Annotated in this window: 11 protein-coding genes; 3 read left to right on the top strand and 8 right to left on the bottom strand. The window is 59.1% G+C overall.

Annotated features, from left to right (window positions below; genetic code table 11):
- The 6 genes from GOW92_RS16985 to GOW92_RS16960 all read right to left on the bottom strand — a co-directional run bounded on the left by GOW92_RS16985 (nucleotide 1) and on the right by GOW92_RS16960 (nucleotide 7,306).
- A complete protein-coding gene (locus GOW92_RS16985; protein ID WP_170562227.1) occupies nucleotides 1-1,230 on the bottom strand; it encodes a DNA recombination protein RmuC in 1,230 nt (409 codons plus the stop codon).
- 52 nt (nucleotides 1,231-1,282) lie between these two features.
- Entirely contained in the window at nucleotides 1,283-3,127 is a 1,845-nt protein-coding gene (gene mutL, locus GOW92_RS16980) for a DNA mismatch repair endonuclease MutL (protein WP_170562224.1), read from the bottom strand.
- Nucleotides 3,128-3,411: 284 nt separating this feature from the next.
- Complete coding sequence (locus GOW92_RS16975) at nucleotides 3,412-4,341, bottom strand: metal ABC transporter permease (RefSeq protein WP_170562221.1); 930 nt, start codon at nucleotides 4,339-4,341, stop codon at nucleotides 3,412-3,414.
- The gene (locus tag GOW92_RS16970) at nucleotides 4,338-5,543 is read right to left on the bottom strand and encodes a metal ABC transporter permease (protein ID WP_170562218.1); all 1,206 of its coding nucleotides are present in this window, start codon (nucleotides 5,541-5,543) and stop codon (nucleotides 4,338-4,340) included. The genes GOW92_RS16975 and GOW92_RS16970 overlap by 4 nt, the downstream gene beginning before the upstream one ends.
- A gap of 2 nt (nucleotides 5,544-5,545) precedes the next feature.
- Nucleotides 5,546-6,352 carry a metal ABC transporter ATP-binding protein gene (locus GOW92_RS16965; protein WP_438826358.1) on the bottom strand — a complete coding sequence of 269 codons (807 nt, stop codon included), beginning with the start codon at nucleotides 6,350-6,352 and terminating at the stop codon, nucleotides 5,546-5,548.
- Nucleotides 6,353-7,306, bottom strand: coding sequence for a metal ABC transporter solute-binding protein, Zn/Mn family (locus tag GOW92_RS16960; RefSeq protein WP_170562215.1), 954 nt, complete (start codon nucleotides 7,304-7,306; stop codon nucleotides 6,353-6,355). It lies immediately after the preceding gene.
- Nucleotides 7,307-7,504: 198 nt separating this feature from the next.
- Between GOW92_RS16960 and deoC the strand changes: the two genes are divergently transcribed.
- Genes deoC through GOW92_RS16945 form a run of 3 tightly spaced genes read left to right on the top strand, consistent with a single transcriptional unit; the run spans nucleotide 7,505 to nucleotide 11,682 of the window.
- Nucleotides 7,505-8,503 carry a deoxyribose-phosphate aldolase gene (deoC, locus tag GOW92_RS16955; RefSeq protein WP_170562212.1) on the top strand — a complete coding sequence of 333 codons (999 nt, stop codon included), beginning with the start codon at nucleotides 7,505-7,507 and terminating at the stop codon, nucleotides 8,501-8,503.
- Between the two features lie 11 nt (nucleotides 8,504-8,514).
- The gene (locus tag GOW92_RS16950; RefSeq protein WP_170562209.1) at nucleotides 8,515-10,848 is read left to right on the top strand and encodes an aldehyde dehydrogenase family protein; all 2,334 of its coding nucleotides are present in this window, start codon (nucleotides 8,515-8,517) and stop codon (nucleotides 10,846-10,848) included.
- Nucleotides 10,849-10,872: 24 nt separating this feature from the next.
- On the top strand, nucleotides 10,873-11,682 hold the full coding sequence (locus tag GOW92_RS16945; RefSeq protein WP_170336468.1) for an SDR family oxidoreductase: 810 nt from the start codon (nucleotides 10,873-10,875) through the stop codon (nucleotides 11,680-11,682).
- Nucleotides 11,683-11,703: 21 nt separating this feature from the next.
- Here the strand turns inward: GOW92_RS16945 and GOW92_RS16940 are convergent, their stop codons facing one another.
- Together GOW92_RS16940 and GOW92_RS16935 are read right to left on the bottom strand one after the other, a co-directional pair.
- Nucleotides 11,704-13,014 carry a M16 family metallopeptidase gene (locus GOW92_RS16940; RefSeq protein WP_170562206.1) on the bottom strand — a complete coding sequence of 437 codons (1,311 nt, stop codon included), beginning with the start codon at nucleotides 13,012-13,014 and terminating at the stop codon, nucleotides 11,704-11,706.
- On the bottom strand, nucleotides 13,011-14,351 hold the full coding sequence (locus GOW92_RS16935) for a M16 family metallopeptidase (RefSeq protein WP_170562202.1): 1,341 nt from the start codon (nucleotides 14,349-14,351) through the stop codon (nucleotides 13,011-13,013). Before GOW92_RS16935 ends, GOW92_RS16940 begins: the two co-directional genes overlap by 4 nt.
- Between the last annotated feature and the right edge of the window lie 14 nt (nucleotides 14,352-14,365).

The following is a 14,365-nucleotide window of genomic DNA, read 5'->3' as shown; positions in this document are numbered from 1 at the left end:
CTAGCCTTCAGAATGCCCCAGAGGCACAACGTTGGTCTGATCGTCCGGTGCCAACTCCTCGAAATCAAAGTTATCCAACCGCTGCGCCCGGCGGCCAGCTTTTTCGGCGCTGATCTTAATTTCCGAGATATCCTTGGCCGCCTGCCCGAAATGGCGGTCAAGGTTCGAGACACGATCCCCCAAGCGCTCGACATCCTTGTGCAGCAAGCCAAGCTCTTTGCGGATAGCACCCGCCTGTTCGCGCATCCGTGCATCTTTCAGGATCGCCCGCATCGTGTTCAGCGTCGCCATGCAGGTGGTGGGCGAAACGATCCATACACGTTTGCTGAAACTCTCCTGTACCAGTTCAGGAAACTTGGCGTGCAGTTCGGCATAGACCGCTTCGGACGGCAGGAACATCAACGCGCCATCGGCTGTTTCACCGTCCAGAATGTATTTCTCGGCAATATCGGTGATGTGCTTGCGCACCGTACTGCGGAACATCTGCACCGCTGCTTTCAGCTCCATGTCATTGGTCGAACCAATCAACGCCTCATAAGCTTCCAACGGGAACTTGCTGTCGATGACAATTGGCCCCGGAGGGTTCGGCAGGTTGATCAGACAATCCGCCCGGCGCCCATTCGACAGCGTCGCCTGCAGCCGAAAGCTGTCCGAAGGCAGCGCCTTGGACACGATATCGTTCAACTGAATCTCTCCAAACGCACCACGGGTCTGTTTGTTCGACAGGATATCCTGCAGAGACAATACATCACCCGACAGTTTGGTAATATTGTCCTGCGCTTTGTCGATGGCGGCCAAACGTTCCTGCAACTGTGTCAGCGAAGTCGCTGTTTGTTTCGAGGACCCGTGCAGCGATTCCTTCATCCGCTCCTGCATCTCGGCCAGGGCGCGCGCCGATTTCATGGCGTTGTCCGCCAGTCGGTCATTCATCTGCTGCTGGACCGAGGACAGTCGGGATTCCACTGTCTGGATGACCTGCACCTGCGTATTGGCCTGCGTGTCCGAGACATGCTGGAGGCCACCGCGCAATTGTTCCTGGCCCTGCCCCAGTTGCTGAACATGCTGCCCCAGATGCGCCATCTGCCGGACCAGCGGCTCCGCCATCCGAGCCGACCGATTGGACGCGCGCAATGACAAAAACAGCAGCAGCAGGATCAGCAGAACGACGCCACCGCCGATCAGCAAAACCGGGTCATTCAACGCATATTGGGTGCCTGCAATCTCAATCATTTCAACTCGAGTGTTCTTGTTTTATTCTTCATAGCCCCGCCGGGCCTTGGGATCAACTGCGGCCAAACAATCGCTCGATATCGCTCAGCTTGAGCTCCACATAAGTTGGCCGTCCGTGGTTGCATTGACCGGAATGGGGCGTAGCCTCCATCTCGCGCAGCAGGGCGTTCATTTCCTCGGCCCGCATACGACGACCCGACCGGACTGAGCCGTGACAAGCCACCCGGCTAAGGATCGCCTCGATCCGCGCCTGCACTGTTTGGCTTTCGCCCTGATCGGCCAGTTCATCCAATATGTCCAGAATCATCGCCCGCGCATCGACCTCGCCCAGGATGGCAGGCGTTTCACGCACGGCGACCGCGCCGCCGCCAAATGGCTCCAGCGTCAGACCAAGGCGCGAGAGATCATCAGCCACAGCCATCAATCGCGCGCAATCGCTATCGGACAATTCAACAATTTCCGGGATCAGCAGTGCCTGCGCTGCGACGCCATTCTCTGCCATCTGTTTTTTGAGCTTTTCATAAACCAGCCGCTCATGGGCCGCATGTTGATCAACGATCACCATGCCGTCTGCGGTTTGGGCGATGATGTAGTTCTCGTGTACCTGCCCACGTGCCGCGCCCAAAGGCAGGTCTTCGACCGGTGGTTCTGGGACTGAAGCCGGTTCGACAATGCTGCCGCTGTAGTCCTGAGACAGTTCAGCAAATCCCGGCGCCTGCGCCTGATACGCTACTTTCCGTACGGCCGGTGAGGGACGGTCCATCTGATAGACTCGCGCCGGTGCAGGCTGTGCTGGTTCCGGACGCATAGCCCCCAAAGTCTCATTCGCCACTGTGGAGGACGCTCTATGCCCGGCCTCGGCCAGCGCGTGCCGCAGAGCCGAGACGATCAACCCGCGCGCCACGCCCGGATCGCGGAACCGGACCTCGGACTTTGCCGGGTGCACATTCACGTCCACCAGCGTCGGATCGCAATCAATGAACAGGGCTGCAGCGGGATGGCGATCCCGGCTGAGGAAATCGAAATAGGCCGCCCGCAGCGCGCCTGTCAGCATTTTATCCCTTACGGGCCGCCCGTTGACGAACAGATACTGCGCCACCGCCGCACCGCGCGAATAGGTCGGCAGGGCGGCATAACCGTACAACCGGATGCCTTCGCGCGCGGCGTCGATCTGCAGGGCGTTTTCAGCAAACTCACGCCCGATCACGCGGGCCAGCCGGGAGTGAAGCGCGTCGAACAGATCCCCATTTTCGCGGTCGGCCCGAAAGGTCACGCGCCCCTCGCCTCCGCCAGAAACGTCGCGCAAAGTGAAGGTCACCGCTGGCTCGGCCATAGCCAGCCGCTTGACGGTGTCGCTGATCGCCTGCGCCTCGGCCCGGTCGGTGCGCATGAACTTTAATCGGGCAGGTGTGGCGAAGAACAGATCGCGCAGTTCAACCACAGTACCAGCACGCAAGGCGGCCGGTTTCACCCCGTCAATTCGCCCCCCTGCGACATGGACCGAGGCCGCCTCGCCCCCCGGCACCCGGCTTGTGATAGTCAACCGCCCAACAGCGCCCAGCGATGGCAATGCCTCTCCCCGAAAGCCGAAGGTGTGGATGTTCAACAGATCCGACCCGTCAATTTTTGACGTCGCGTGGCGGGATAAGGCCAATGGCAAATCATCGGCAGCAATTCCGCAGCCGTCATCGGTGACGCGAATCAGCGTCTTGCCCCCATCAGCGATGTCGATCGCGATGCGGGTTGCGCCTGCGTCGATGGCGTTTTCCACCAATTCCTTAACCGCAGATGCCGGGCGTTCAACAACCTCACCCGCCGCAATACGGTTGATCGCCGCATCGTCAAGTTGCCGGATTACCGGGCGATTTTCGCTGATATTGGGGTGTGCCTGCGCCATACCACCAGACCTAGCACAATCGCGCACGATTCTGCCACCGCTTTGCACTGCAATACATTTGAAGGGAGGGGGGCGTTCGAACAATCGCGACTTGCCAGCCTAGACTGGCGGCCAGTCTGGGCGCGATTGCTCGAACGATCCGGGTGAGTGGTGGTCATCCAGTAATCAATGGGCAAACTGGTACCACGAATCCGGTTTTGCAGCGTGAAGACTCTATAGGCCTCAATTCAGGCGGCGAAGTTTGGCCGATGCAGTGCAGAGCCCGGTGGCGGGAAAATGCCGGGTCAAGCGATTCCGGGTGCACCTGCGCGGGTCCTGCAGGGACCCCAACAAGCCGCAAACGCCAGGATCAGACCGGACATCGTCGCGATCATGCCAGCAGCACTGACCGCATCCGCCGCGCCCAGCCAAAGCGGGCCATACCCGGCCAGAACATACCCTGAAACGGCCGACAGAACGGCAAAGAGGATGCTCCATGCGATTTGGGATTCCAGCCGATTGGTCATCATGCGCGCTGCTGCGGGTGGGCAAATGAACATGGCAATCACAATGATCGAACCCACGGCGTCGAACGCGGCTACAGCAGCTATTGCAGCCGTGATTACCAGAGCCATTCCGAGCATTCCGGTTCGGATACCAATGGTGCGCGCAAACCCTTCGTCAAAGGTGGAAATCTTCAACGGCCTCCAGAACAGCCAGACGAAAAGGGAAACCCCCAGCAAGGTCAGCGCTATCCGGGGCAATTCCGGCGGCAGGCCCGCCAACGCTATGGGGTCAAGTACAGAAGACCAACCCGTCGCATCCAACCAGATCAGGCTTTCCAGATTGCCGTAAAGCGCATGTTCAACGTCCAGATGCACGGTCGAAGTATCGGTCTGCTCCAGCAACAGCACCCCGGCCGCGAACATCGTCGTGAAAACCACACCCATCGCAGCACCCGCCTCGATCTGCCCCAACCGTCGCACGGCTTCGATCAGAACCACGGCGATGACGGCCGCGCCGGCAGCGCCCAGCATCATGGGCCAAGTTGAAATCGCTCCGGTAAGCAAAAAGGCCACAACTATGCCGGGCAGCACAACATGACTTATCGCATCCCCGATCAGAGCCTGTTTGCGCAACACCAGAAAGTTGCCGGGCAGCGCACAGGCGATGGCCGCAAACGTTCCGATAAGCAGGGGCGTCAGCGAAAGAGGAACAAATTCTTCACCGCTCATGCCGGAACCTCCTGCGGGCCGCCGATCTGGCGGTCGATTTCTGCGATCTGGTCGCGTGTCAGGACGGTTTCGATATCCCGAAGCCCGTCATAGAGCGCTGCTATTGCCTCATGCGCTTGATCGGCCCGGACGATTTCCCAGCGTTTCTCGTCGCGCAGCGCTTTGACCGCGCGCGCCTTGCCTGTTTCGGTTGCCACGCCATCTGCCCGCGCCAAATCGGCACGTCGCAGCAGGCGCAAGGTCAGCGGCTCGTAAATCTTCTGCCCTTGCGCAAGCGCCAACAGGCCCTGCCGGATGTGAACCCGGCGCTGAAACCGCAGATGTCGCAGAACGGCGGCCAGAACACCCCGGACGGGCGCAAAGAGCAGGGACAGTGCGAAAAACCCAAAGCTGACCAAAACAATGATGGGACCGGTTGGCAGGTTGGGGGCCGAGGCCGACAGCGCCGCCCCCAGAAAACCGGCCAGCCCTCCGGCCAGGCCAGCCAGCAATACCACACGGTCTGATCGTTCCGTCCAGAACCGCGCCGTAACGGGCGGGATGATCAGCAGTGCCACGATCAGGATCAAGCCAACGATCTTGAGTCCCACCACGGTAACCGCCATGACCAGACCCATCATCGCCAGATCAATCCGGTGTACCGGCAACCCCCGGGCAGCCGCATATTCAGGGTCGAAGGCCACCATGGTCATCGGTCGGCGTATAATTATGACAAGCAACAGCGTTGCTGCTCCACCGATTGCAATGACCAGCGCGTCTGCCCAAAGCATCCCCGCCGTTGAGCCCAGCAGGAACCCCTCGAGACCCGCCTGACGACCGACTCCCATGGTCTGGATCACAGTCAACAGCACGATTCCAAAGCCGAAGAACACCGACAGTACAGCTCCAATCGCAGCATCCTCGGCCAGACGCGTGTGGCGTGTCAGCCAGTTCATACAGAGCAGACCAACCCAGGCCGACACGGCCGATCCGGCCAATAGGCCGATAAGGTTACGCCCATCGCCCCCAAGGGCGACCAAAACCATGAACCCGAGGCAGACCCCAGGCAGTGTTGCGTGGCTGATTGCATCACTGACCAGCGCGCGTTTTCGCAGGAACAAAAAGGTGCCGGTCACACCGGCGGATATACCCAGCAAGGTCGCACCAATGGCGACCAGCGTAGCGTTATAGCCCAACTGCAGGGTCAGAGCATCCCAAAGCATGATTACCCCAAAGCGCGCGAGATCTGATCGATCTGGGCGGTGGCCAAGCGGCCGCCGTAGGCAGATTGCAGCGTTTCGGCAGTAAAGGCCTCGGCCACAGTTCCTTCGGCCACTTTGCGTGTGTTGATCAGGAAGACATGGTCGAAGTAATCAGTCACAGTGGCAAGATCGTGATGTACGACCACCACGGTTTTACCGGCCTCCCTCAACGACTTCAGTACCGCAATGATTGCCTTTTCCGTGGCCGCATCGACGCCTGCAAAAGGTTCATCCAGCAAGTACAGATCGGCGGCCTGGGCCAAAGCACGGGCCAGGAAGACCCGCTGCTGCTGCCCACCTGAAAGCTGACCGATCTGCCGATCTGCGAAATCACGCATTCCAACGCGGTTAAGGCAATCCATGGCGCGAGACATGTGCCGGGCACGCACACGGCCCAGCAATCCCAAATCGCGCGACAAACCCATCAGCACAACATCAATCACGCGCGTCGGGAAATCCCAATCCACGCTTGCACGTTGCGGCACATAAGCAATTCTGGCGCGCTGTTTCTCCAACGGTTCACCAAAGACGGACACCTTCCCGGACAAGGGTGAGACGATGCCAAGCGCTGCCTTCAAAAGCGTTGATTTACCGGCACCATTTGGGCCGATGATCGCCGTCATCGCGCCCGGCTCAACAGTCATATCCACTGAAAACACCGCAGGTTTCTGACCGTATGATACGGTCAGACCGCGAATGGCCAGCGGGCTGTGGTCAATGCCTGTGTCGGCAACCGAAACACCTTGTCGAGAAGCCAGCGACAGCATCATTCAAAACCCCGCCGACAATTTGCCGTTCATGCCACGCTCGGGCACATCAGCACCCAAGGCACCAGCGATCACAGAGATGTTGTGGTCCAGCATACCGATATAGGTTCCCTCGTAGGTGCCCGGTTCTCCCATGGCGTCGGAATACAGCTCTCCGCCGATGCCGACTTCATGACCTTTGGACGCAGCACCCTCGATCAAGGCGCGCATCGACCGGTCGGAAACCGAGCTTTCAACGAACACCGCCGTCAGTTGCTTGTCCACCAAAGTGTCGACCAACTCGCCAATCCGGTTCAAACCCGCTTCGGATTGTGTCGAAATGCCCTGAATGCCGAGCACTACATAGCCGTATTCCTCGCCGAAATAGCCGAACGCATCGTGGGCCGTCACGAGCACCCGGCTGTTTTCAGGCACGTTGGACAAAACCTGTTTTCCGTAAGCCTCCAGTTGATCGATCTCAGCCAGAAAAGCCTGGGTGTTGGCCGCAAAGGTCGCTGCAGCCTCTGGGCGTGCATCAGTCAGAGCGCCCTGAACCTCAACCACTACATCGCGCCAGACGGCTGGGCTCATCCATACATGCGGGTCATACTTATCCGCATAATCGTCATGCGCGCGCAGTTTGGACTTGTCGACACCTTCGGCCACAGCCACGACCGGACGTTTACGTCCGAGATCATGGAAGAAGTCCTCCATCTGCGCTTCAAGGTAAAGACCGTGCCACAGGATCAGATCTGCCCGGGTCATAGCAACGATATCGCTACGAGTTTGACGGTAAGCATGCGGGTCGACGCCCGGTCCCATCAAACCCTTGACCTCAACCTGATCACCACCGATCTGGCGCGCCGCATCAGCTATCATGCCCGTGGTGGCAACAACCTTTAGCGGCGCCTCGGCCCATGCCGTGACAGGCAAAGCGGCGGCAAAAGCCAAAGCCGCAAGAAAACTACGACGAATCATCTTTTACCCCATTTAGGTATCCTCTTGAGAATGAATATGCGAACCATTCGCAACTAAGTCAACGCTATTGCGAATTATTCGCAAGAAAACCTTAAATTTGTCCATTTGGTCAAAAAAATTGCGCACACAAGGCCACTATGCCTTCCAATTGGCGGCAAGCCGTGCGAATTTGACGCAAACCTCCCAAAGGATGTGAAGATGGAAACGCAGAGCTCAGAAAGCCCCGTGCGCACCGCGCATCTGCCGCAAGTGACCGAGCCCAGAAACCCTGGAATGGAATTGGATCTGGACTGGGTACGCGCCGTGCAGGTCAATACTTCGGCCATTGAACGCCGCGCCGCGACCCTGCCCGGTCGTCGGTCCGTCAAAAAAGAATATCAGGCCGCATGGCTGCTGAAGGCGGTCACGATGATCGACCTGACCACCCTGTCGGGTGACGACACCGTTGGTCGAGTCCGCCGTCTGTGTGCCAAGGCGCGGCAGCCGGTTACGCCTTCGGTATTGCAGGCCCTGGACATGCCGCCGATAACAACCGGGGCGGTCTGCGTCTATCACGACATGATCGAAACGGCAGTGGATGCGCTGCATGGCACCGGCATTCCGGTTGCCGCAGTGTCCACCGGATTCCCCGCTGGCTTGTCGCCATTCCATCTGCGCGTGGCTGAGATCGAAGAAAGCGTAAAGGCCGGTGCCGAAGAGATCGACATCGTGATTTCGCGCCGTCATGTCCTGTCGGGTGACTGGCAGGCATTGTATGATGAGATGAAGGCTTTCCGCGTCGCCTGCGGCGATGCCCATGTCAAAGCTATTCTGGCCACCGGAGAGCTGGGCAGCCTGCGCAACGTCGCGCGCGCCTCGCTGGTTTGCATGATGGCGGGCGCGGACTTCATCAAAACTTCAACCGGCAAGGAAAGCGTGAACGCCACCCTGCCCGTTTCGCTGGTGATGATCCGCGCAATCCGTGACTACTATGACCGGACCGGGTATCGCGTTGGTTACAAACCAGCAGGTGGGATCTCCAAAGCCAAGGACGCTTTGGTCTACCTGTCGCTAATCAAAGACGAGTTGGGTGATCGTTGGCTGGAACCTGACCTGTTTCGCTTTGGCGCGTCATCGCTGCTGGGCGATATCGAACGGCAATTGGAACATTATGTCACCGGGTCCTACTCGGCTGGCTACCGTCACTCCATGGGCTGAGGAAAAGAACAATGACAGTCAAAGAGATTTTCGAAACCATGGATTACGGCCCTGCCCCCGAAAGCGCTGCCGAGGCTTTGGCCTGGCTGGTCGATCAGGGCGACAAGTTCGGTCACTACATCGACGGTGCTTTTACCAAGCCGGGGAAGGGGTTCGAGAGCCGCAACCCAGCGACTGGAGAGGTTCTGGCCAAGCTGACACAGGCGAAACAGGCCGATGTGGATGCCGCTGTTACTGCCGCACGTAAAGCGCAACCGAAGTGGGCGAAGCTGGGCGGCGCAGGCCGTGCCCGTTACCTTTATGCTATTGCGCGCCTGTTGCAGAAGCATTCGCGTCTGTTTGCCGTACTGGAAAGCCTCGACAACGGCAAACCGATCCGGGAGTCACGTGATATCGACATCCCGCTGGCGCAGCGGCATTTTTACTATCACGCGGGCATGGCGCAGTTGATGCACAGCGAATTGCCCGATGCTGAGGCGTTGGGTGTCTGCGGGCAGATCATCCCGTGGAACTTCCCGTTGCTGATGCTTGCGTGGAAAATTGCCCCGGCTCTTGCGATGGGCAACACCGTGGTTCTGAAGCCAGCCGAATACACTTCGCTGACCGCACTTCTGTTTGCTGACATTTGCACACAAGCCGGGCTGCCCAAAGGCGTAGTCAACATCGTCACTGGTGACGGCGCAGTGGGCGAGATGATCGTGAACGCGGACGTGGACAAGATCGCCTTTACCGGCTCGACCGTTGTGGGCCGCCGCATCCGTGAAGCAACCGCGGGTTCCGGCAAGGAGCTGACATTGGAGCTGGGTGGCAAGTCGGCTTACGTGGTCTTTGATGATGCCGACATCGATTCAGCCATCGAAGGTCTGGTCGACGCGATCTGGTTCAATCAGGGGCAAGTCTGCTGTGCGGGCTCGCGCCTGTTGGTGCAGGAAGGCATCGCTGATCGTTTCCATGAAAAGTTGCGCGCACGGATGGACAAGCTGCGCATCGGCGATCCGCTGGATAAATGCATTGATGTGGGCGCGGTTGTAGACCCGGTCCAACTGCAAACCATCAAAAGCATGGTCGAAAGCAACACCGCTGGTCACGTGCACCAAGCCGCCTGCGATCTGCCTGCGAACGGATGTTATTACCCGCCTACGCTGATCTCGGGCCTCGAAACTTCCGACCCGCTAATGCAGGAAGAAATCTTTGGCCCGGTTCTGGTGTCCTCAACCTTCCGCACACCGGAAGAGGCAGTCGAACTGGCCAATAACACCCGTTACGGGTTGGCCGCGACGGTGTGGACCGAGAATGTGAACCTTGCACTGGATATTGCGCCCAAGCTGGTTGCAGGCGTGGTCTGGGTCAATGCCACCAACCTGTTCGACGCGGCAGCCGGATTCGGAGGCGTGCGCGAAAGCGGCTTTGGCCGTGAAGGCGGCTGGGAAGGCTTGACTGCGTACACCAAGCCCAAGGGCAAAGCTAAGCCGTTGGCGAAGGTCGAAGCGGGGACCGGTGAAGGCGCTCCGGTCGATCCTATTGACCGTACCGCCAAGATGTATGTCGGAGGCAAGCAGGCGCGGCCTGATAGCGGCTATTCGAAACCCGTTTGGGGCAAGCCCGGGCTGTTGGGCCACGTCGGCCTCGCCAATCGCAAGGACGTCCGCAACGCGGTTGAGGCTGCGGCGGGGGCCAAAGGCTGGTCCAAGACCACTGGCCACCTGAGGGCGCAAATCCTGTATTACATCGGCGAAAACCTCTCGGCCCGCGCCGACGAGTTTGCCGCTCGCATCGACGCGATGACCGGCAAAAAGGACGGCGCGAAAGAGGTCGAAGCTTCAATCCAGCGTCTGTTCACAGCCGCCGCCTGGGCCGACAAGTACGACGGTCAGGTGCACGGCGTTCCGATCCGTGGCGTGGCGATTGCCATGAAAGAATCCGTTGGTGTCATCGGCGCGCTTTGCGCGGATGAGGCGCCACTGCTGGGTCTGGTCTCAACCATGGCTCCGGCAATTGCGATGGGCAACCGGACGGTTCTGGTGGCGTCAGAGCCCTACCCGCTGGCGGCTACCGATTTCTACCAAATCCTCGAAACCTCGGACGTCCCGGCTGGTGTGGTTAACATCCTGACCGGCAGCCATGCGGAATTGGCGAAACCGCTGGCCTCGCACCTGAATGTTGATGCGGTCTGGTCATTCTCATCCACCGACCTGTCGAAAGAGATCGAGGTCGTCTCGGCCGGGAACCTGAAACGGACCTGGGTGAATAACGCCACGGCATTTGATTGGGGCGTGGACCATTCTCGCCGCTTCCTGCAGGCTGCGACCGAAGTCAAAAACATCTGGGTGCCCTACGGCGAGTAGGGCTCCCCTCCAAGGGAGGCCTACATGGATTTTTCAGGAAAAACCGTTATCGTCATTGGCGGAACCAGCGGTATCAATCGCGGCATTGCCGAGGCCTTTGCGGCCTCGGGTGCCAAACTGGCCGTCGCCAGCCGTTCACAGGAAAAGGTCGATGACACCGTTGCCGCACTGAAAGCTGCGGGCGCACAGGATGCCATCGGTGCGGCGTTTGACGTGCGTGACCCTGAGGCGGTGGCCGAGGGCCTCAAGCAATTCCACGATGCATTCGGTGACTTTGACGTGTTGGTCTCGGGCGCGGCAGGCAATTTCCCGGCATTGGCGGCGGAAATGTCAGTCAATGCGTTCAAGACCGTGATCGATATCGACCTAATGGGCACGATCCACGTGATGAAGGGGGCCTATCCTTACCTGAAGCGCCCCGGAGCGAGCATCATCAACATCTCGGCTCCGCAATCGTATCTGCCCTACGAAGGACAGGCTCATGTCTGTGCCGCCAAGGCAGGCGTCGATCAGATTACCCGCACATTGTCGATGGAATGGGGCGTCGAGGGCATCCGCGTGAACTCGGTCGTTCCTGGCTTTATCGAGGGCACCGAAGGGGCTAAACGCCTGGCCCCCACTCCGGATGCCGGAGAGGCCTTGCGCAAGGACGTTCCGTTGGGCCGCTGGGGTCAACCGCAGGACGTGGCAAACGCCTGCCTGTTCCTCAGCTCTGATCTGGCCAGCTATATCAGCGGCACGGTTCTGGCCGTCGATGGCGCACTTTACCAACGAGGATCAGGCAAGTTCGGCCAGATGATGGGACAGATGCTGCGCAGCATGAAAAAGGGCTGAGCAGCGCTCAGCCCCTATATCTTAGTTCGTGGTTTCCAGACCCACGGGTTTGCCAACCACGGTGAAATGCAGCGCCTCCGGGTCGAGCAGTTCTGCGGCGACCCGGTTCACCTCTTCCAGCGTGACCGCGTTCACCTTGTCATTGCGGGTGGCGATATAGTCGATTGGCAGGTCTTCCATCTGCATTCCGACCATGATCCCGGCGATTTGCCCGTTGCCATCAAACCTCAGCGGATACGCACCGGTCAGATAGGTTTTGGCATCATCCAGTTCCTTTTGCGTGACACCATCGGACGCGGCTCTGGCCCATTCGTCGCGGATCACCTCGACAGCTTCGGCAATGCGATCATTGCTGGATGACACGGATCCCAGATAGACCGAAGCCAAATCCTTGGGCACCAGATAAGTGCCAATGCCATAGGTCAAACCGCGTTTCTCGCGAACCTCCTGCATCAGACGGCTTTCAAATCCGCCACCGCCCAGGATGTGGTTCAGGATGAAGGCGGCAAAGAAATCGGGATCGTCGCGGTCAATACCAGCTTGACCAAACAAGGCCACGGATTGCGGCGTGTCAAACTCGACCACACTGACACCACCAGGGATGGAAACATCTGCGCGTTCTGGGATCTGTTTGCCCGTTTCCGGCAGGTCGGCCAGTAGTTTATCCAGCAAGGCGCCCAACTCGTCGGCTGTGATATCTCCCACCGCGCCGACATACATCCGGTCTTTGGCAAAGACATCCTCATACGCTGTGACCACGTCATCGCGGGTCAGGGCTGACACGCTTTCGATCGTGCCCTTACCTTCGGTTCCGTAAGGATGATCGCCATATGCCATCTGCGCAAAGTTGCGACCTGCAATGTCATTCGGGTCGGTTTGGTCGGATTTGAGGCCCGAAAGCACCTGCGCTTTCACCCTGTCCACAGCATCCTGATCAAAGCGGGGTTCGTGAATGGTCGTGCGCAGCAGGTCGATCACGTCGTCCCGGTTTTCGGTCAGAAACTGCGCAGAAATCGACACCGTGTCATCGGTTGCATTGTACCGGAACGAGGCTGCCAGCGACTCCAACTCGCGCGCATAGGTGCGAGCGTCCATGTCACCTGAGCCTTCTTCGATCAGGCCGCTCATCAGGTAAACTGCGCCGCGTTTATCGGGATCATCCAGCGAGGTGCCGCCACGAAAACGCAGCTCTAGCGCTGCAAAGGGGATCGACTGATCCTCGACCAGCCAGGCCTTAATACCGCCGGGAGAAGTGACTTCTTCGATCTCGATCTCAGCCCATGCAGGCAGCGCGACGACGAACGCGATCAGGGTTGCGAATATCCTTTTCATTGCGTCACCTCATCGTCGTGCATCAACCAGCCGGTGACCGATGTTTCCGGTTGTATCACCTCGCGCGCGGCAGCGATGATTTCATCTCCGGTAACGGCCTGCAGTATATCGGGCCAAGCCTGCACATCCTCGACAGTCAGGCCACTGGTCAGCGCGCGGCCATAGCGATTGCCGATCCCGTCCACATTGTCACGTGCATAGGTTTGAGCTGCCCGTAACTGCATCTTGATCCGATCAAGATCCTCTTCGTTCACGCCTTCGGCAATGAAATCGGCAACAGCCTGATCCATCGCATCCTCGGCCTCTTGCAAAGACACGCCCGCGGCCGGAACGACCAGCAGATCAAAGGTGGTGTCGTCCAACGAAACGCCACGATAGAAAGCGCCGGTATAGACCGCCTTTTGCTGCTCGAACTGCAGCTTTTCGTTCAGGTATGACGTCGTACTGCCGCCCAAAAGTTCCGCCAATAAGAACAAAGCGGCCGCTTTTTCCTGCTCACCCGGATCGCGCTCTGGTGCGAGATAGCTACGCTGAACATAAGGCTGCGACACGCGCGCATCCTTGTATGTCAAACGGCGTTCTGCCGTTTGCGGCGGCTCCTGCGACCGGACCCGCTCGGGCAGATCAGCGTTGGCAGGGATCACGCCGTAATATTGCTCGGCCAGCGATTTGACCTCGTCTGGTTCGACATCACCGGTGACGACCAGAATAGCGTTATTGGGCGCATAATGGGTTTGGTAGAAGGACAACGCGTCCTCCATGTCCAACGTTTCCATCTCGTGCCGCCAGCCGATGATCGGAACACCGTAGCGGTGGTTGAGGTACTGCGACGCGCTCATCTGCTCGCCGAACAGCGCACGCGGGCTGTTGTCGGTGCGCTGGTTGCGTTCCTCAAGGATCACGTCGCGTTCAGTGACAATATCATTTTCGCTCAGTCGGATATTGCGCATCCGGTCCGCTTCCATCCGCATCATCAATTCCAGCCGGTCAGCTGCGACACGTTGGAAATACGCAGTGTAGTCGTATGACGTGAACGCGTTGTCGGTGCCGCCATTGGCTGCAACGGTCGCGGAAAATTCGCCCGGAGCCAATGTGTCAGTGCCTTTGAACAACAAGTGCTCAAGAAAATGCGCTACGCCCGATGATCCTACGGGTTCATCCGCCGACCCGGCGCGATACCACACCATATGCTGCACAACAGGCGCGCGGTGGTCTTCGATCACGACGACATCCATGCCGTTGTCCAGCGTAAATGTAGTCACCGCCTCATGCCCCTCGCTGGCGGCAAGAGGGGTTGCGGCGATCAGGGCAGCCGACAGTGCCAGGGCCCGAACCATAGGGCGTCCTCCGT

The organism is Ruegeria atlantica, assembly GCF_013032505.1.
Taxonomy (GTDB): Bacteria; Pseudomonadota; Alphaproteobacteria; order Rhodobacterales; family Rhodobacteraceae; genus Ruegeria; species Ruegeria atlantica_F.
This window is presented reverse-complemented; position numbering and strand designations above follow the sequence as displayed.

Coding starts and splice junctions, on each gene's coding strand:
- GOW92_RS16965 (WP_438826358.1), bottom strand. CDS start 6,352: ATGATGCTGTCGCTGGCTTCTCGACAAGGTGTTTCGGTTGCCGACACA.
- GOW92_RS16945 (WP_170336468.1), top strand. CDS start 10,873: ATGGATTTTTCAGGAAAAACCGTTATCGTCATTGGCGGAACCAGCGGT.
- GOW92_RS16935 (WP_170562202.1), bottom strand. CDS start 14,351: ATGGTTCGGGCCCTGGCACTGTCGGCTGCCCTGATCGCCGCAACCCCT.
- GOW92_RS16950 (WP_170562209.1), top strand. CDS start 8,515: ATGACAGTCAAAGAGATTTTCGAAACCATGGATTACGGCCCTGCCCCC.
- GOW92_RS16975 (WP_170562221.1), bottom strand. CDS start 4,341: ATGAGCGGTGAAGAATTTGTTCCTCTTTCGCTGACGCCCCTGCTTATC.
- GOW92_RS16960 (WP_170562215.1), bottom strand. CDS start 7,306: ATGATTCGTCGTAGTTTTCTTGCGGCTTTGGCTTTTGCCGCCGCTTTG.
- GOW92_RS16985 (WP_170562227.1), bottom strand. CDS start 1,230: ATGATTGAGATTGCAGGCACCCAATATGCGTTGAATGACCCGGTTTTG.
- GOW92_RS16940 (WP_170562206.1), bottom strand. CDS start 13,014: ATGAAAAGGATATTCGCAACCCTGATCGCGTTCGTCGTCGCGCTGCCT.
- GOW92_RS16970 (WP_170562218.1), bottom strand. CDS start 5,543: ATGCTTTGGGATGCTCTGACCCTGCAGTTGGGCTATAACGCTACGCTG.
- mutL (WP_170562224.1), bottom strand. CDS start 3,127: ATGGCGCAGGCACACCCCAATATCAGCGAAAATCGCCCGGTAATCCGG.
- deoC (WP_170562212.1), top strand. CDS start 7,505: ATGGAAACGCAGAGCTCAGAAAGCCCCGTGCGCACCGCGCATCTGCCG.